The sequence below is a fragment of the Marinococcus salis genome, assembly GCF_054971365.1.
On the sequence record NZ_JBQOJB010000021.1, the window covers coordinates 1 to 16,441 of the forward strand.

Consider the following 16,441-nt stretch of genomic DNA (forward strand, 5'->3'; position numbering starts at 1 on the left):
CGAACACGGAAGTTAAGCTCTTCAGCGTTGATGATAGCCGGGGGCTCTCCCCCCGTGAAAGTAGATCGCTGCCGGGCACCAAAGCCTTTTTCTCTTACTGGAGAGAAAGGCTTTTATCATATGAAATGATTTAATAAATAAGGTTGACTATGGCCTCAAAGCTCTTTACAATAGTATTTGTGTCTGCTCCGGACATGCAGGAGTGTACATATAATTAGAATATTTTATTTGCTTCCTTAGCTCAGCAGGTAGAGCGCATCCATGGTAAGGATGAGGTCACCGGTTCGAATCCGGTAGGAAGCTCCATTAACTCAATAACAACGCCAGTCCGCCATGCGGGCTGGTTTTTTTATTGTGAATAGTTTCGACACATGTTATTTTAAAAAACGCGAGAATAGGGTAAACTATATTCGTTCCGGAAAAGGAACGGTTACTGTTAAAGAAGCGGTGGTGAAAGTTAAATGAGGAAAAAGAAGTACGCTGATTATGCTGAGTTACAAGCCTCTGAATTAGAAGGCCGGGATTATGAAATACGTGTGCTGCCAGGAAAAAATAACTCTCTAGCGGCCCTGGCTCCACATGGAGGAGCGATTGAAGCAGGGACCAGCGAACTGGTCGAAGAGCTTCATTGCAGCTATTACTTTTCGGGATATGATTTTCGTGCTAAAAAGCGTACTGATAACAGAACTCTGCACCTCCGTTCGACACATTTCGATGAACCAAGAGCTCTCTGCTTTGCTGCTGAGGCGTTATTTACAGTTACTCTTCATGGGTACCGGGACCAGGAAGAAAAAACTTATATAGGCGGGCTTGATACATTTACCGCGGGATTCATAGGTGCCGAACTGACCGCTGCAGGTTTTAAGGTGGATTTTGAGCCGCCCTCGGCAATAAAAGGAAAGTACAGTGGGAATATTTGTAACAAAAACGGGAGAACTCAAGGCGTCCAGCTTGAGATCAGCTCTGCCCAGCGCCGTGCTTTTTTTGTTAATAATGATTTTCGCAGTGCAAATAGAGGTAACCGCCTTCCGGCTTTTTATGCTTATGCTGAAGCGATTGGAAAAGCTATGATGCAGGCACAAAACGCTATTCGTGCGAGAGAAGTCCAGGTGTCTAAATAAATAACAACCAGGCTGGCTTAACAGCCCGGTTATTTACATAAAAAGCTGATAAAAAGCAATACCTGCGTTTACAGCGAATAAAATACCGAAAAGACCTCCACCCAGTAATGCTGCTGTATTGACTCTTGTCCGTGGATCACGGATTGTGATAGCTGCAGCAAAAGATAAAGTAATAAACGCTGAAAGGTAAAAGCCAAAGCGAAGTATTTCATGAGCCCGGTCGCCGAGTTCCCATGTCAGGGCTTGATAGACCACCCCCATTCCAAATACAAGCATAACTATAAAGCAAATAACACCAATGCGTCGCAGGCCAGGCAGTGTGAGCACCTCCCTTATTTGTTAACTATAGATGATTTTAAGAGTTTAAAAATAAACTGGAGCACGGGCGACCGTTACGAGCACAAAAATTTTTTTGCCTTTGCGTTTTTGACAGCCGGAAATGGCGTCGGGGGCGCTCGGGGGGCCCCGCTTTTTCAAAAGTCCGGTAATTTTGATCCTGGAGCCAGTATAACGCACAGGCAGTAACTTTTATAATAAAAGGGGGAAAGAGAGGAGGTTTTTATGTTTACATATCAAATTTACGAAGAGCTTTATTTAAAATTACTCGAGCCATCGGACGCTCCGGCTATTTTTTCGCTGACAGACAACTCCCGGGAACATCTAAAAGAGTGGCTGCCGTGGGTGGATCACACTAACGAAGAGAAGGACACAAGAGCATTCATTCATGAGGCACGCTTGGGCTGGGCGGAGCAAAAAGCGGTTTCTGCTGCTATTGTGTTTCGAGAAAGCATTATCGGAGTAGCTGGTTTTAACCGTCTCGACCAACAAAACAATCTCGGGGAAATCGGTTACTGGCTTGGGAAAGATTATCAGGGGAAAGGCATTATTACGGCGGTCACAGGCGCCTTGATTTCTTATGGATTTGACCAGCTTGGATTAAATAAAATCGTTATTAAAGCTGCTGCCGCCAATGCGAAAAGCCGTGCCGTGCCTGAGAGATTGGGGTTCAAACAGGAAGGGGTACTGCGCCAGGAACACTGGCTGCGGGACCGGTACGTGGATATTGTAGTGTACAGCCTGCTGAACGAAGAATGGAAAAATTAAATGGTCGCCACCGCGCGATGAAGTATATTATAATAGTGCAATGTGTGCAAATCCATAATTAGATTGAGGGGTTATTTTTGGTGATTGTTGTAAGCGGAATGATTGGAATTGGCAAAACGAGTGTCGCCCAGATACTCGGAGATGGCTTGGATTCGAAAGTGTACTATGAGCATGTATCAGAAAATCCGATTCTTCCTCTGTTTTACAAGGCGGATCAACAAGAAATTAATGAAAAGCGGTACCCATTCCTGCTCCAGCTCTATTTTCTCCGGACGAGATTCCAATCGATCAAACAGGCGTATAAGGATGATGATGCGATTTTAGATCGCAGTATTTATGAAGACTGGTATTTTACGAAAATTAATCGTGATCTTGGAAACATTAATGACATGGAATTTTCTGTTTATGAAGGCCTGCTTGAAGAAATGATGAAGGAAATTGACGGCCTTCCTTACAAAAAAGCTCCAGATCTTAATGTGTATCTGCGTGGCTCTTTTGAAACAGTCATGGATCGGATTTTTAAGCGTGGACGGGATTTTGAACAGGACGAAGAGCTGGTGGAGTATTACCGGAAGCTCTGGAAAGGCTACGACGACTGGCTGGAAAATTACTACAGTGCTAGTGATACTTTAATTGTAGATATGGATAAGACGGACGTTGTGCATAATCCGCAGGATGCAGAAGCCCTAGTGGAACAGGTAAAAGATCTGTTGCAAGCCAAAAACAAAATATAAAAAATGAAAACTCCCGGGAATAAAGTCTCCGGGAGCTATTTCTTATATAATTAGAAAAATATGAAGGAAAAGTATGGAAAAGGATAAATATTGAATATTATTGCATGACAATCATTGCACTCATATTTCAAAAAATTGTAATAGTTTACAGCTTTCTAACAACAATATGTAAGACCTTGTAGGGTTGAAAGCCGCTGCGTATACTAAGCCGTAAGTAACACATAACAAACAAAAAACTAGGAGGTGACAGCGTTACTTATTAACAGGGAGAATTTATACATATAAGAACCATCAACGTGCCTAAAGGCAATACTGTTAATAATCCAACGCGCACTATTTATGAAAAAGTTTGTAATGAGTTCAGCAGTAGCGGCTGCAATTTTATTTGCACCCTCTGTAGCAGATGCTTCGATTGGGGATCAGAACCTTAAATCGGGAATGAAAGATTCAGATGTCTCAGAGCTGCAGCAATGGCTAAATGATAAAGGCTACGAAGCAGGCCCCGTAGATGGTATTTTTGGCCCGCTGACAAAGCAGGGCGTGGAATCCTTTCAGGCAGCACAAAGTATATCTGTAGATGGCGTTGCTGGTCCTGAAACGTTTGGGGAAATGAATTTAGGCGAATCGAGTACAGGGGAAAGCAGTTCTGAAGAGTCAGATAATAAGGCAGTAGCCGCAGAGTCTACATATAACAGTTCTGGATTTGCGCTTCCGGCTTCCGGCCCTGTAACATCTGAGTACGGGCAACGCGGCAGCGGGACCCATAACGGAATTGACATTGGGTATGGCGGCAGTCCCAGTATTTCTGCTTCTGCTGCCGGCACAGTAACATATGCCGGTACAATGAATGGCTACGGCAATACGATTATCTTAGAGCATACTTTGAACGGCCAAACGTATAACACGCTTTATGCACATTTAAATTCGATTCATGTCTCGAATGGGGAAGCGGTATCCCAGGGAGAAAGTATCGGTGTTATGGGGAACACTGGCCGAAGCACGGGCAGACATCTGCATTTTGAAGTACATGAAGGTGCATGGAACGGCGCAAAATCAAACGCTGTTAATCCGCGTTCCTACGTTTCTTTCTAAAAGGAGTTCAAGCACAGCGCATCCTCTGGACAAGAGGATGCGCTGTTTTGATTATATAAAAAAGCCCCGGCTTTGCGGCCGGGACTTAAAATCAGTTACTCTTCAGAATTACTATTTCCTTCTGATTCGGAAGCAACGTTGTTTTCGATTTCTGCATCTTCACGCAGCTGATCGGTGTATTCCTGCTGTTGCTCAGAGCGTTTTTGAGATTGAAGCTGCTGTTCGATCTGCGGACGCAGGTCTTCAAGAGAGCCAGCATCTTCGCCTTGGCCTTGAGTCATCTGGTTGTACATTTCTTCTACTTCTTCATCGGTAACTTCAACATCTTCAAGCTCTTCATCTAAAAGAGCCTGTATCTGAAGGGAGGTGCGTGCTTCCTCGCGTAATTCTTCTTCTGTGTACCCCTGCTCTTCAAGGGCTTGCTGATATTCTTCATCAGATTCAAACTGTTCTTTGATAGAGCTTATCTGCTCCTCTACATCTTCTTCACTAACCTCATAATCTCCTGCTTCAGCTTCCTGTACTAAAAGTTCCTGGTTAATAAGGGATTCAGCTGTTTGTTCTTTCAGGGTTGATTGGAGCTCTTCATTACTTTGATTACCGGATGCAGCAGCTTGCGCAGCATACTGCTCGTAGTTAGTAGTAAAGATCGGCTCGAATTCCTCTTTGGTGATTTCTTCTCCATTCACGGTAGCGACTACATCAGGCACATCGCTTAAATCCGGTTCAGGTAAGTCTTCAGACTGCTGTTCATTGGAGTTCTGATTGTTACCAGAGTCTTGGTTATTGCCGGAAGCTTGTTGATCAGAGGATCCTTCGCCTGATTCTTCCTGCTGGTTGTTATCATTGTTGTTATTGGAGCTTTCCTCTGACTGTTGTTCTTCGTTTCCGTTATTATTATCAGAGGAATTTTCCCCGCCGTCGCCGTTGCTGCAGGCGCCAATAATTGCCATCGACAAGGCGAGGCCTGTGCTCAGAATCCATTTTTTGCTCACTCTGATTTCTCCTCTCCATTGTATGCTCTCCGGGCATTGTAACACACGCCGTTACTCCTGTATGCTTTAACAGTCTATAAAAATGTATAATTATTATGAAAACTTGTAAAAGAAGAAAAAAGTATTGAAAGTTACGAAAGAATGTCGGCAAATCTCAAAATTCCTGATAAATAGCTGGAATAGTACGGTTGAAAGAGGAGGACAAACACATGGCTGCGTATTTTATGCTTATTATGGTGGTATTTTTTTATTCTGGAAATATTTTGGTAGGAAAGGCCATAAATGATCTCCCACCTTTTACAATAGCTTTCTTTCGGCTGCTGATTGCTTTTTTGTGCATTGTTCCCCTGGGCTGGAAAAGCGCCTGGAGGGCACGAAATGTATTTTGGGAGCATAAGCTGCCGTTGTTGCTGTTAACTGTGACAGGTGTAACGTTTTTTAATACATTCATCTATGGTGCGCTTCAATTTACTTCTTCTACTAACGTTTCTGTATTGGAAACAATAATCCCGGCAGTAACTGTTTTATTAAGTACATATATTTTAAAAGAAAGGCTTCGCTATATTCAATGGATTGGCGTCGTGCTCTCGATTACAGGGGCACTATGGGTGGTGATGAACGGCAGATTATTTGCTATAACAGAAATGAACTGGAACGCCGGCGACGGTATTATGATAGGGGCCGTCGCCTGCTGGTCCATTTATTCCATCGCTGTGAAGCGCTATATGCACCTGTTTCCACCTTACGGCGTGCTGCTTGTAATGACAGGAGCATCGGTTGTAATTTTAGTTCCTTTTATTACTATGGAGTGGCTTCTTCTCGGCGTGCCTTCGTTCGCCTTAGGCGAGCAGCTGCCAAGCCTGATGTATCTGGGCCTCTTTCCGGGCTTCATTGCCCTGTTGTTTTATAATCGGGCCGTCGATCAGCTCGGGGCTTCAAAGGCTTCAGTTTTCCTGAATTTCCTACCGGTAGTAACGATGGCAGGGGCGGTGCTTTGGCTCGGGGAAACACTAACACCGGCCAAAGTGATTGGAGCACTGATTGTTATAGCCGGAGTTCTGCTCACTACGCAGGGAAGACCGAAACGGTTTCCGGAAGGAAAGAAGAAAAGAAGACTGTAAAAAGCTGCTTCCCCCGTATCGGGAGAGGCAGCGGTTAATGCTCTACGGGCGCTTCTGGTCCCGATAGAGCACGTTGGTAAAAAACAAGGTCAAGCCAGCGTTCAAACTTATATCCGGCTTTTTTGACCGTGCCGACGTATTCAAAAGCTTCAGTTTCATGCAGATAGATGCTGCCCGGGTTGGAAGAATCGATGCCGGCGATCATAGTAGCGAACCCTTCCTTTTCCGCATGGTCGATCAATGTGCGAAGCAGGGTGCGGCCGACCCCGGCCCCGCGGGACTCGGGGTGGACATATACCGAATGCTCAATAGAGTATTTAAAAGCTGCCCAGGGGCGGAACGGGCCGTAAGTAGCATATCCCTGTACTTTTCCATTTTGTTCATAAACAAAAACTGGGAGGTCCTGCTGTTTTTTTGTACGGAGCCACTCCAGCCGGTTTTCTGTCGAATAGGGATGGTAATCGTAGACAGCAGTTGTGTTCAGGATAGCATCATTGTATATTTCGGTAATCGCATGAATATCGGCTTCTTTAGCTGGACGAATGCTCATAGAAAATCTCCTTTCCCTGCTTAAAAGTAATACAATTTCTGTCTTTTCGCAATCATAATGTATAAAGAACGGAAGTGCCGGGAATATATCTGGAAGAGCATAAAGAGAATAGCCGAAGAGGTTAAAACAGGAGGGAGAGTAAAGCATGACACTAAAAGTAGTTTTTGATTCCGGGATCGCCGGCAGCGACCGTATCCAGGTGAATGATGAAATCACGTTAAAGTACAGGTGTGAGCATTATGAACCAATAGACGGCTCTCCTTATTTTAAAGTAGATTTTGAAACAAAGGATCCTTTTGAACCACAAGAAGGAACAGTTTATTTTAATGGTACGAATTCCAGAGTGGATAAGTACGGTCACGTATTTTATTTATTATAAAAGAAGCTGCCCCGGCGGCGGCTTCTTCGTACATAAGAATAAGTGGGAGTGCGGATCATGTGGTTTATTTTAGCGCTGTTAAGTGCCGTTGTATTTGGTTTTTCTTCTTTTTTAATGAAGGTTAATTCTTTTTGGCAGCTGCCGTTAATGCCATTTTTGACAGGGCTCTATACGAGTGGGAGCCTCGGTTTTTTCGGTTATGCCCTAATGGAGGGGACACTGCATTTGAGTCTAGCAGTGCTTCTCGGCGGGGTGATGGTGGGAGCTGGATCCGCTTTTGGCAACCTTCTATACATGAAAGCTTTAAATGTTGGTCCCGCCAGCCTGTCTTCTCCGCTGGTGAATACAAATATTCTGCTGATTGTTCTTTTAGGCTTATTTGTCTATGGAGAGCAGATCGGGGCAGTTCAGTACGCAGGCATTGGTTTAATTATGGCAGCTATCGCGATACTGCCTTTGGATCCCAAAGAAGACTTTTCGATAAAGAGCAGGGCATGGTATGGCTTTATTTTAACTGCGACATTGTTCATGTTTTTTCGTAACGGAGGACTGAAAATCACAGAAGAGGCCGGCCTTGAGAATACCCCGGTGTTGCTTGCAGGCTATCTGCTTGGCATGGTTTACTCGTTATACGGATGGCACCGCAAAAAGCAGCAGCAAGCTCGTTCCGGTGCTCCTGTACATACGGGAAAGGCATTTAGCTGGGGACTGGTTACAGGCATTTTTTCATTTGGGGGGATGCAGCTGTACGCTGCAGCTCTCCGGGAAGGGCCGGCAAGTATTGTTTCACCTTTATTTGCAGCCCACGCGCTGTTAGTAGCGGTGCTTTCGATGTTATATCTGCAGGAGCGTATTACGAGGTACCAGGCGGTAATACTTGTAGTTGTCCTTATTGGGATTGTTTTTCTTCGTCTATAATAAAAAATCCGCCGTTTTCCGGCGGATTTTTTACTGGCGTTCGCCAACAACTGCGAAGCGCTGGTTTTCGTGAACGGGGGATTCTATTTCATCGACAACTGCCACAGCGTAATCTGCATAGCTGAGGTAGCTTTCTTTGTCGCTGTTAAGCGGCAGAACATCCTGGGAAGTAGAGTAGGAACCAGTACGCCTGCCTTCTACGTCAAAGTTTACAGCCGGGCTGATAAACGTCCAGCGTATGCCGGTTGCCTGCTGCAGCTCCTGTAAGTTGCGGCTCTGCCCGTTAGCTGTCGGTTTTACAGCCTCGGGAAATTCCGGTGTCTCTACCACCTGGGTCGTTTTTCCGTTATCTGTAAACAGGCTGCCGGCACCACCTACCACGATTAAACGGGTATCAGGAGCTTCCTGGATGATAGAAATGAGGTGATGACCTGCTTCTACGTGGGCTTCTTCTTCTCCGAGTCCGGCTCCGAACGCATTCACCAGCACATCAAAATCTTTTATGTCAGAAGCCGTTAAAGAAAAAAGGTCTTTTTCTATTAAACGCATGCTGTGGCCGGAAAGCTTCGAGGCGTCCCGCACAATAGCTGTGACCTCTATGCCCCGGGCTTCTGCTTCTTTTAAAATGCGGCTTCCGGCTTTTCCGGAAGCACCAATAATGCCTGCTTTCATCAATCAATCACTCCTTTTATTTATAGTTTTAGCCTTTGCATCCACGACAAGAAAACATCTCTTTGTATATTATACAAAGAGATGTGCTGTCACATCTGCCAGGGTTTGCTTTTGCAGTTCTGCTTCCATGGCATTTTGGGCCCTCTTAAATGATTGATCGAGGGTGTTTTGAATATTTCGGCCAACAGGGCAGTCAGGATTGGGGCTGCTGTGTGTGGAAAACAGTAAGTCCTCCTGCTGTACCGCCCGGTAAATATCAAGAAGCGTAATGTCCTCCGGACTTCTGGAGATTAAAGCACCAGAGACGCCGGGCTTTGTCTGCAGCAGGCCTGCCTGCTTTAACATGCCTGAAATCCTGCGGATAACGACAGGGTTTGTATTAACGCTTGCTGCCATATAACTGGAGCTAAGTCTTTGATCCGGCTTAGTCGCAAGCAGTGAAAGAATATGCACAGCGACAGAGAATCGTGTATTTATCATTGCTGATCACCACCTGTAACTTTAATGGTTACAAAACGATCATAGAATAACTATTTATAAAAGTTCAGCACCATTTATTATTTGATTTTATTGCTTCCATATGAGTCAGGGCTGGCTAAGGGCTTTTTATCTATACCCAATTTTAGCAGTAATAGAACCGGAAATTGGAGCAGGGAGCATTTCTGGGCGGAAAAGGAGTTAGTGCTCGGCATTCTCCGGCTCTACGTGCACATGTACGTCATGAACGCCGTGCTGTTCAATTAAGGCGTACTCCACTTTCGTAGCTGTATTGTGTGCTTCCTGGATATCGAGTGAAGGATCTACTAGAATCGTAATATCAACAACGGTGTTATTCCCGTAATTCCTTGCTTTTATATTCTGGACTTTTTGGACGTCGTACAGCTCAGAGATTGTTTCCCGGTAATCTTCAATTTTATTCTCATCGAAACCATCTGTGAGCTGCAGTGCTGCTCCCCGGAAAACGTCCCAGCCAGTTTTAATAATTAATAAACCTACGAGAGCAGCTGTCAGTGGGTCCAGCCAGTACAATTGAAATTGAGCACCGATGATGCCGATAACGGTACCAATGCTCACCATGGCATCGCTCCAGTTATCTTTAGCCGCAGCCATGATAGAGGGACTGTTAATTTTTTTGGACAACTTTTTGTTATAGGTGTAAACACCAAACATGCATACGGCAGCGAAGGCGCCGACAAAAGCGGAAATTAAGCCGGGAGGCCCGGATGGCCCATCAAGGATAGACTGAACAGCGCTCACAAATACCTGGAGCCCGACCGCAAGCATAATAAAGGAAGTGAACAAAGAAGCAACCATTTCGGCTTTCCAATGGCCGTAAGGGTGGTCAGCGTCCGGCGGTTTCTGGGAATAGCGGAGCCCAAACAGCACAGCGATCGACGCAATGGTATCAGTTAAGTTATTTAGCCCGTCAGCACGTAGTGCAGCTGAATTGGCCAGCTGGCCGACGGTGAGCTTTAGAGCAGATAGAAACAAATAAGCGAAGATGCTGATAATAGCTCCCCGCTCTCCTCGTTTTAAATTACGTATACGTTCATCATTCATAAGACCAGGGCCTCCTGCGCAAGTGATCGACCTATAGAGTAGCAGGAAAGTTCTCATTGAGTCTACAGCAATGTTTTTCCACGGCGGTATAAAAATGATTGACAGGAAAGAAATTTGCACTACGGCAAAGTTCGTAATAATGTATAAAGTACAAGCTTTTTGTTCCCAATCGTCTGTAATATTTGTTATACTAAACCCATCAACCAGTTATATAACAATGAACCATTCGTTGTGCTTTAATGGGCCGGGGGGAGACCTGCCTGAGGCAACGGATGGCATCAGCTATCAAGGAGGCCAATAGAATGGTTGAAAGAAATGCAGACGTAGAAGAATTTTTAAATTCGCTCCCGGAACAGCAAAGCTCGGTATTCCGCTACATGCGAGATGAGTATGAAGCCTTGGCAGAGCGGGGGGAGCGGTTTGACGAAGCTAAGAATGACGAACACGTTGAAATTCTGGCCAGTAAAAAATTCGACGTCTCTCCTTTAGAAGCTGGAAACATTTACGCGACGGTAGAATCGCGTATCAACGCTTTTGAAGCCCTGCGTTCTTCGTAAAAACTCTCAGGAAGACTAACTATGTAGAAAAGCCCTGCTGAATCAGCAGGGCTTTTCTTATGGGAAGCGGAAAATTTAATACTGCATAAATAATTCCTTGGCTCAGGGTCCGCGTTGTAGAAATAACTGTTAAGGAGAACGATCTATCTGATACAATATATCCGTACCTTTCATTAGAGGCGGAGGGCCAAAGCATGAAAAAGATCTTTTACAGTCTGCTTTTTGTTATAGGGGCAGTTTTGTTAATTAATGCATCATTTTTTGCACTTCCGCAAAAAACTGTCGCATCCCTTTTAACGCACCAGGACGAACCTCAAAATGCCGATGTTATTATTGCTCTCAGCGGCGATTTTGAGCGCTTATATACAGTAGCTGATTTGATAGAAAAAGGCTACGCGGATAAAGTGATCTTAACCAACGGGGAAGATGGCAGCTTTAATGAGAATCTGGCAGTGCGGGCAGGCATACCTGAAGAAGCGATTATTATGGAGAATCAGGCCTCCAGCACCCATGAAAATGCTGTGTATTCAAAAACGATTATGCAGAAGCGAAATTTTGATTCAGCCCTGGTGGTAACAAGTGATTATCATATGAAGCGAACAAAAATTCAATTTGATGACGTGATGACAGACACTGGTATTGCTCTGGATTATGTTCCTCATGTGCATGCAGAAGAAGCCTGGGGGCCTAAGCATGTCCAGCTTTGGAAGGAGTTTTATAAACTCACGGGCACAATAGGGATCGAATCATGGGAGCGGATGTCATAAAAAAACGAGCAGAGTGCCTCTGCTCGTTTTTTATTTATTTACGACCGGACAGAACCATGCGGGTCAATAACGAATTTCTTCGCAGCCCCTTTGTCGAAATCCTGATAGCCCTTAGGTGCATCATCCAATGAAATCAGCGTTGCGTTTACGGCTTTTGCAATTTGTGCTTTATCACTTAGAATCAGTTTTAATAAATTGCGGTGATACTGCATCACTGGCGTCTGGCCGGTAACGAACGTATGGGCCTTCGCCCAGCCCAGGCCGATACGGATTTTCAGGGAGCCCTGCTTGGCGTCATCATCGGAGGCGCCAGGATCTTCGGTCACGTAAAGACCTGGGATACCCAGCCGTCCGCCAGCCTCAGTCACTGACATGATTGAGTTCAGTACAGTAGCCGGAGCTTCTTTCGCCTCGGGCCCGTGGCCGGAGGCTTCAAAACCAACAGCGTCAACCGCGCAGTCCACTTCAGGTACGCCGAGAATCTGCTCAATCTGTTCTCCAAGGCTGTCGTGCTTTGTTAAGTTCACGGTTTCGCAGCCAAAGCTTTCTGCCTGCTTAAGACGCTGTTCATTAAGGTCACCTACAATAACGACCGAAGCCCCGAGAAGCTGGGCGGAGTGAGCAGCAGCAAGTCCTACCGGGCCGGCACCGGCGACGTATACGGTAGAACCAGGGCGAACGCCCGCAGAAGCGGCCCCGTGAAAGCCGGTGGGGAAAATGTCCGAAAGCATCGTCAGATCCATGATTTTTTCCATGGCCTGCTCTTTATCCGGGAAGGCAAGCAGCTGGAAGTCTGCATAAGGAACCATCACATATTCAGACTGTCCGCCTACCCAGCCGCCCATATCTACGTAGCCGTAAGCTCCGCCCGGCCGTTCAGGGTTTACATTTAAGCATATATGAGTTTTTTGTTCTTTGCATAGCTTACATCTGCCGCATGCTACGTTAAACGGCACAGAAACGAGGTCGCCTTTTTTGATGAATTCTACGTCACGCCCTACTTCAACTACCTCGCCAGTAATTTCGTGGCCAAGTGCCAATCCTTTTGGAGCGGTGGTTCTTCCGCGGACCATATGCTGGTCACTTCCGCAAATGTTAGTCGTTACAATTTTGAGAATAACACCGTGCTCACATTTTCGTCCTGCGTTAGACGGCGGAACACCTGGACCTTCATGAAGTACTAAATCAGGATAGCCAATGTCTTGAACCTCGACTTTACCAGGACCTTGATAAACGACTGCTTTGTTGCTCATCCTTTAATTCCTCCTCATGGTAATGAAGTAGGAGCGCTTACGCCCTACGTACAGTGTATTTGATAAATGATTTTCAAGGAAGAACGCACTTTCTTGTTCATTGCTTACCGCTATGATACTATGTATAAAAAAGGGAGCGCTTTCATATGATGGATCCATTCCAGGCACATTGTAAGATGGAAGTGACGCTGGCTGTGATCAGTGGCAAATGGAAAGCAGATATTGTACAGATGCTTTCCGATGGGAGTCCCCGAAGATATGGATTTTTCCAGAAAAATCTTCCCGAGGTCACTCCGAAAATATTGACGAATCAGTTGCGCGAGCTCGAAAACGCAGGTATTTTGACCCGGGTCATTTATCCGGAGGTGCCGGTGCGGGTCGAATATCAGCTCACGGAAGCCGGGCTGGACCTTCTCCCAATTTTAGAAGCAATGGAAAGATGGGCGTTAAGCTATATCGAAAAAATTCAACAGCGTGGTTGTGAAATGTAATTCTGGATCCCCTTTTATATATAGAAGCCGCAATATAACGGCTGACTATATGAAAAAGGGGATGTTTTAATGTTTCAACAACTACCTCAGCTCGTCGATGTACGGGGAAGCGTGAAAAGAAATGGCTCTTATCAAAAAAGATCATTATCACAGATTACTGGGATCGCAAGGCACCACTCAGCAACGACAAGCGGAGATGCTTTTTCTTTTGCCAATTATCATGTGGATACGCTTGGCTGGCCAAGCGTTGGCTATCATTTTGTTATTACAAAAGACGGAACGATTCAATGGGCCAATGGGATTGACCGGATTTCATACCATGTAGGAAACAACAATACTCCGTTGATAGGTGTATGCCTTGTTGGAAACAGCTCGTTTACCGAAGCTCAGGAACGTTCATTTTTTGATCTCCAGGCGGCGCTTCGGGGCACAGCCGGAGTCGATGTTTCGATCGCTGATGTTAAAGGTCACCGGGAATATCCCGGACATTCGTCAAACACATGCCCTGGTATTGACATGGATACGGTGCGGGGAGCGGTGCGCGATGGCCGTCCGGTAGGAGAGGATTTAAATCCAACCCTTCGTCCCGGTGACAATGGCCCGAGTGTCGCGCGAATGCAGCAGATGCTTCTTGATGCAGGAGAGAAACTGCCGTTGTACGGCACAGACGGAGATTTTGGAAAGGAAACGGAAAACGCGGTCCGTTCCTTCCAGGAGTCACAAAATTTAACTGTAGACGGCATTGTTGGCCCGAACACCTGGGAAGCTCTTGAAGCCTCTGCAGTGAAAGGAAAGCTCGCAGTAGTACTGGCCGAATTACTGAATGTGCGCTCCCGCCCTTCTTTTGATGCCGATGCGGTAGTAGGCACAGTCAGCCGGGGAGAAGCATTTACCATTATGGAAAAGGTGAATGTTGAAGGAAGCAGCACCGAAATGTTTCAGTTAAAATCAGGTCTTTATATCACGGCTCATCCAAGTTATGTTCAAGTAAAATAAAATGTTCAGGAGACGGGCGCTAGCGCCCGTCTTTTTTCCTATTTTTTTCTCTTTTATAATATTTATCCAAATAAATGGTTTTTTTCTATATAATGAGCATATGTAGTGTTAAAACTCAGAATATTCCAACCAAATTTTAGTGCTGCATACATATTTATTGAAAGGAGGGGGACTATGCCTTTAAGGAAAAAAATTGGACTGATTCTAGGACCGGCGTTGTTTGCTTTATTATTTTTTCTCCCTTCGCTTACCGGTCTTGAGAGCGAACCGAGAGCAGTGCTTGCCGTTACGGCCTGGGTAGCTTCATGGTGGATCACAGAAGCACTGCCCATACCAGCTACGTCGTTGCTTCCTATCTTTTTGCTCCCTATTACTGGAGGGGCGGATGAAGAAACAGCAACAATGGCCTATGCCGACCCCATCGTTTTTATGTATATGGGCGGCTTCACCATTGCTCTTGCGATTGAAAAATGGAACCTACATAAACGAATTGCGATGACAATTATTTCATTTGTCGGCACGGGGAGCCAGCGCATTGTTCTAGGCGTTATATTGGCGACAGCCCTGCTGTCCATGTGGATTTCAAATGCAGCTACCGCGTTAATGATGCTGCCTATTGCACTAGCGTTAATAAAAGAGGTGAAGGATAAAGATTTCTTTGATGAAGTATCCTTGAACCGTTTTGCCAAGGGGCTGCTGCTGTCAGTAGCCTATTCAGCCTCTATCGGCGGGCTGGCTACATTAATAGGCTCAGTGCCCAACGCTGCTTTTGCAGCTGTGGCTTCGTCCAATCTGGACCGGACGGTTACTTTTGCAGAATGGTTTTTATTTGGCTTTCCTTTAACGCTTATTCTTCTTACGGGGCTTTATTTTTATTTAACGAAAATTCAGTTCCGTGTGGCAGCGCAAAAGGATATTTCCACTGATTTTGCAAGAAACCAGCTGAAAGAGCTGGGGCCTATGTCTTTTGAAGAAAAATCGGTGCTGACCATCTTTACCGTTGTCGGTTTTCTTTGGATTACAAGCGGATTTATCCCGGAAGCCTATCGTCTGTCGGATACTTCTATATCCATTATCGGGGCTACTTCGATGTTTTTGCTTCCTGCTAAACAGGAAAGGGGCGGGCTCATGGTATGGCAGGATATGAAAGAGCTGCCCTGGGGGCTGCTGTTACTTTTCGGGGGCGGGCTGTCTCTTGCGGCAGCATTTGAATCTTCGAATTTAACAGGATGGTTTGGCGAGCTTTTGGGGGGACTTGAGGTACTTCCTTTTGTCTTAATTTTAATTGTACTTGCTGCCATAGTATTGTTTATGACAGAAATTATGTCCAATACGGCAGTGTCGAACATGCTGATGCCGATAAGCATCGGTCTTGCGCTTGGAATAGGAGTAGACCCTTACGCGATTATGGGGATCGTAGCTTTAACAGCCAGCTGTGCCTTTATGCTGCCAATATCCACTCCGCCCAACGCTGCAGTTTTTAGTTCAGATTATTTAACCATTGATGATATGGTGAAAGCCGGGTTTTGGATGAATATTGTCGCTATCTTCGTCATCGTTGCGTTTGTTTACTTCTGGCAGCCAGTTGTATTGAATTATTAAGTGTATAAAACCTGTCCGGCCTTTGAGAAGAGATAAAAAAAGATTGTTTTATGCGGAAGGATTATTTTATGTACACCTATACGATGGGAGAAGGTGAGATATTATTTTCGTTTATTGCGATACTTGCAGTTTGGTTTATATTCGACGGGCTTTTGCGTCTAAAAACCAGACACCCCTATAGGAGTGAACCAAAGCGGAAAAGAAGCAAGCCCATAATTATGCTGGAACGACTTTAGAATGGACGGGAGCTGCCATCGCGTTTCTTTTGACTGCCTATTCCGGAACGTTTCCGCTGTGGAGTCTGGTGCCGCCAGTAGCAGCGCTTGCTGTAGTTCAATTAATTCAAGGGATGGAGCGGCTGGGGAACGTGCCCGAAGCGAAAGCTCATTGGCATTCGTTTTTAGGAGCGGTATTAACTGCCTCTTTATTGTGTCTGGGACTGGCGGTGTTGATATAGAAGCTTTGAACCATGAGCAAGTTTATTAAAAAACGCCCCCTGCAAACAAGCAGAGAGGCGGTTATTAAAAGA

At 45.4% G+C, this 16,441-nt stretch carries 20 protein-coding genes and 1 tRNA gene; 14 read left to right on the forward strand and 7 right to left on the reverse strand.

From position 1 onward, the window contains the following. Positions 1-230: 230 nt before the first annotated feature. Positions 231-306: transfer RNA gene (locus tag ACTTK6_RS13925), tRNA-Thr, on the forward strand. Between the two features lie 155 nt (positions 307-461). Continuing rightward, positions 462-1,121 (forward strand): poly-gamma-glutamate hydrolase family protein, encoded by a 660-nt coding sequence (locus ACTTK6_RS13930; protein WP_094909142.1) that lies wholly within the window; start codon positions 462-464, stop codon positions 1,119-1,121. Between the two features lie 33 nt (positions 1,122-1,154). On the opposite strand, the gene ACTTK6_RS13935 is transcribed toward ACTTK6_RS13930, so the two are convergent. Next, on the reverse strand, positions 1,155-1,448 hold the full coding sequence (locus ACTTK6_RS13935; protein ID WP_143747483.1) for a hypothetical protein: 294 nt from the start codon (positions 1,446-1,448) through the stop codon (positions 1,155-1,157). A gap of 234 nt (positions 1,449-1,682) precedes the next feature. On the opposite strand from ACTTK6_RS13935, the gene ACTTK6_RS13940 reads away from it, so the two are divergent. From ACTTK6_RS13940 to ACTTK6_RS13950, 3 genes are all read left to right on the forward strand, one after another. Continuing rightward, entirely contained in the window at positions 1,683-2,225 is a 543-nt protein-coding gene (locus ACTTK6_RS13940; protein WP_094909140.1) for a GNAT family N-acetyltransferase, read from the forward strand. An 80-nt stretch (positions 2,226-2,305) separates the two neighbouring features. Next, a complete protein-coding gene (locus tag ACTTK6_RS13945) occupies positions 2,306-2,959 on the forward strand; it encodes a deoxynucleoside kinase (protein ID WP_462833725.1) in 654 nt (217 codons plus the stop codon). A gap of 339 nt (positions 2,960-3,298) precedes the next feature. Continuing rightward, positions 3,299-4,051 carry a peptidoglycan DD-metalloendopeptidase family protein gene (locus tag ACTTK6_RS13950; protein ID WP_462833726.1) on the forward strand — a complete coding sequence of 251 codons (753 nt, stop codon included), beginning with the start codon at positions 3,299-3,301 and terminating at the stop codon, positions 4,049-4,051. Positions 4,052-4,146: 95 nt separating this feature from the next. On the opposite strand, the gene ACTTK6_RS13955 is transcribed toward ACTTK6_RS13950, so the two are convergent. Further along, complete coding sequence (locus tag ACTTK6_RS13955) at positions 4,147-5,046, reverse strand: SurA N-terminal domain-containing protein (RefSeq protein ID WP_462833727.1); 900 nt, start codon at positions 5,044-5,046, stop codon at positions 4,147-4,149. Between the two features lie 209 nt (positions 5,047-5,255). Here ACTTK6_RS13955 and ACTTK6_RS13960 point away from each other — a divergent pair, with 209 nt between their 5' ends. After that, on the forward strand, positions 5,256-6,167 hold the full coding sequence (locus ACTTK6_RS13960) for a DMT family transporter (protein ID WP_079475142.1): 912 nt from the start codon (positions 5,256-5,258) through the stop codon (positions 6,165-6,167). Positions 6,168-6,201: 34 nt separating this feature from the next. Here ACTTK6_RS13960 and ACTTK6_RS13965 read toward each other — a convergent pair whose 3' ends face one another. Beyond that, positions 6,202-6,717: an N-acetyltransferase family protein gene (locus tag ACTTK6_RS13965; protein WP_462833728.1), complete on the reverse strand. Its 516-nt coding sequence runs from the start codon at positions 6,715-6,717 to the stop codon at positions 6,202-6,204. 145 nt (positions 6,718-6,862) lie between these two features. Between ACTTK6_RS13965 and ACTTK6_RS13970 the strand changes: the two genes are divergently transcribed. Beyond that, complete coding sequence (locus ACTTK6_RS13970; protein ID WP_079475144.1) at positions 6,863-7,096, forward strand: hypothetical protein; 234 nt, start codon at positions 6,863-6,865, stop codon at positions 7,094-7,096. Positions 7,097-7,153: 57 nt separating this feature from the next. After that, positions 7,154-8,014, forward strand: coding sequence for an EamA family transporter (locus ACTTK6_RS13975; protein ID WP_462833729.1), 861 nt, complete (start codon positions 7,154-7,156; stop codon positions 8,012-8,014). 30 nt (positions 8,015-8,044) lie between these two features. Here ACTTK6_RS13975 and ACTTK6_RS13980 read toward each other — a convergent pair whose 3' ends face one another. From ACTTK6_RS13980 to ACTTK6_RS13990, 3 genes are all read right to left on the reverse strand, one after another. Further along, a complete protein-coding gene (locus tag ACTTK6_RS13980) occupies positions 8,045-8,686 on the reverse strand; it encodes an NAD(P)-dependent oxidoreductase (protein WP_079475146.1) in 642 nt (213 codons plus the stop codon). Between the two features lie 69 nt (positions 8,687-8,755). Further along, positions 8,756-9,166 carry an Rrf2 family transcriptional regulator gene (locus tag ACTTK6_RS13985; RefSeq protein WP_079475147.1) on the reverse strand — a complete coding sequence of 137 codons (411 nt, stop codon included), beginning with the start codon at positions 9,164-9,166 and terminating at the stop codon, positions 8,756-8,758. A gap of 198 nt (positions 9,167-9,364) precedes the next feature. Then, positions 9,365-10,246, reverse strand: a complete 882-nt coding sequence (locus ACTTK6_RS13990; RefSeq protein ID WP_079475148.1) for a cation diffusion facilitator family transporter — start codon at positions 10,244-10,246, stop codon at positions 9,365-9,367. A gap of 302 nt (positions 10,247-10,548) precedes the next feature. Between ACTTK6_RS13990 and ACTTK6_RS13995 the strand changes: the two genes are divergently transcribed. Then, complete coding sequence (locus ACTTK6_RS13995; protein WP_079475149.1) at positions 10,549-10,803, forward strand: hypothetical protein; 255 nt, start codon at positions 10,549-10,551, stop codon at positions 10,801-10,803. Positions 10,804-10,997: 194 nt separating this feature from the next. After that, a complete protein-coding gene (locus tag ACTTK6_RS14000; protein WP_079475150.1) occupies positions 10,998-11,570 on the forward strand; it encodes a YdcF family protein in 573 nt (190 codons plus the stop codon). A gap of 38 nt (positions 11,571-11,608) precedes the next feature. Here ACTTK6_RS14000 and fdhA read toward each other — a convergent pair whose 3' ends face one another. Continuing rightward, the gene (gene fdhA, locus ACTTK6_RS14005) at positions 11,609-12,823 is read right to left on the reverse strand and encodes a formaldehyde dehydrogenase, glutathione-independent (RefSeq protein ID WP_079475151.1); all 1,215 of its coding nucleotides are present in this window, start codon (positions 12,821-12,823) and stop codon (positions 11,609-11,611) included. A gap of 146 nt (positions 12,824-12,969) precedes the next feature. Here fdhA and ACTTK6_RS14010 point away from each other — a divergent pair, with 146 nt between their 5' ends. From ACTTK6_RS14010 to ACTTK6_RS14025, 4 genes are all read left to right on the forward strand, one after another. Continuing rightward, entirely contained in the window at positions 12,970-13,314 is a 345-nt protein-coding gene (locus ACTTK6_RS14010) for a winged helix-turn-helix transcriptional regulator (RefSeq protein WP_094909019.1), read from the forward strand. 69 nt (positions 13,315-13,383) lie between these two features. Further along, the gene (locus tag ACTTK6_RS14015; RefSeq protein ID WP_079475152.1) at positions 13,384-14,310 is read left to right on the forward strand and encodes a peptidoglycan-binding protein; all 927 of its coding nucleotides are present in this window, start codon (positions 13,384-13,386) and stop codon (positions 14,308-14,310) included. 174 nt (positions 14,311-14,484) lie between these two features. Next, positions 14,485-15,912, forward strand: a complete 1,428-nt coding sequence (locus ACTTK6_RS14020; RefSeq protein WP_079475153.1) for an SLC13 family permease — start codon at positions 14,485-14,487, stop codon at positions 15,910-15,912. Between the two features lie 304 nt (positions 15,913-16,216). After that, on the forward strand, positions 16,217-16,369 hold the full coding sequence (locus ACTTK6_RS14025; RefSeq protein WP_462833730.1) for a hypothetical protein: 153 nt from the start codon (positions 16,217-16,219) through the stop codon (positions 16,367-16,369). Positions 16,370-16,441: the final 72 nt, after the last annotated feature.

Excerpts from the sequence above, each read along its gene's own strand:
- ACTTK6_RS13930 (WP_094909142.1), top strand. The coding sequence starts at position 462 with ATGAGGAAAAAGAAGTACGCTGATTATGCTGAGTTACAAGCCTCTGAA.
- ACTTK6_RS13940 (WP_094909140.1), top strand. The coding sequence starts at position 1,683 with ATGTTTACATATCAAATTTACGAAGAGCTTTATTTAAAATTACTCGAG.
- ACTTK6_RS13950 (WP_462833726.1), top strand. The coding sequence starts at position 3,299 with ATGAAAAAGTTTGTAATGAGTTCAGCAGTAGCGGCTGCAATTTTATTT.
- ACTTK6_RS13960 (WP_079475142.1), top strand. The coding sequence starts at position 5,256 with ATGGCTGCGTATTTTATGCTTATTATGGTGGTATTTTTTTATTCTGGA.
- ACTTK6_RS13965 (WP_462833728.1), bottom strand. The coding sequence starts at position 6,717 with ATGAGCATTCGTCCAGCTAAAGAAGCCGATATTCATGCGATTACCGAA.
- ACTTK6_RS13970 (WP_079475144.1), top strand. The coding sequence starts at position 6,863 with ATGACACTAAAAGTAGTTTTTGATTCCGGGATCGCCGGCAGCGACCGT.
- ACTTK6_RS13975 (WP_462833729.1), top strand. The coding sequence starts at position 7,154 with ATGTGGTTTATTTTAGCGCTGTTAAGTGCCGTTGTATTTGGTTTTTCT.
- ACTTK6_RS13980 (WP_079475146.1), bottom strand. The coding sequence starts at position 8,686 with ATGAAAGCAGGCATTATTGGTGCTTCCGGAAAAGCCGGAAGCCGCATT.
- ACTTK6_RS13985 (WP_079475147.1), bottom strand. The coding sequence starts at position 9,166 with ATGATAAATACACGATTCTCTGTCGCTGTGCATATTCTTTCACTGCTT.
- ACTTK6_RS13990 (WP_079475148.1), bottom strand. The coding sequence starts at position 10,246 with ATGAATGATGAACGTATACGTAATTTAAAACGAGGAGAGCGGGGAGCT.
- ACTTK6_RS13995 (WP_079475149.1), top strand. The coding sequence starts at position 10,549 with ATGGTTGAAAGAAATGCAGACGTAGAAGAATTTTTAAATTCGCTCCCG.
- ACTTK6_RS14000 (WP_079475150.1), top strand. The coding sequence starts at position 10,998 with ATGAAAAAGATCTTTTACAGTCTGCTTTTTGTTATAGGGGCAGTTTTG.
- fdhA (WP_079475151.1), bottom strand. The coding sequence starts at position 12,823 with ATGAGCAACAAAGCAGTCGTTTATCAAGGTCCTGGTAAAGTCGAGGTT.
- ACTTK6_RS14010 (WP_094909019.1), top strand. The coding sequence starts at position 12,970 with ATGATGGATCCATTCCAGGCACATTGTAAGATGGAAGTGACGCTGGCT.
- ACTTK6_RS14015 (WP_079475152.1), top strand. The coding sequence starts at position 13,384 with ATGTTTCAACAACTACCTCAGCTCGTCGATGTACGGGGAAGCGTGAAA.
- ACTTK6_RS14020 (WP_079475153.1), top strand. The coding sequence starts at position 14,485 with ATGCCTTTAAGGAAAAAAATTGGACTGATTCTAGGACCGGCGTTGTTT.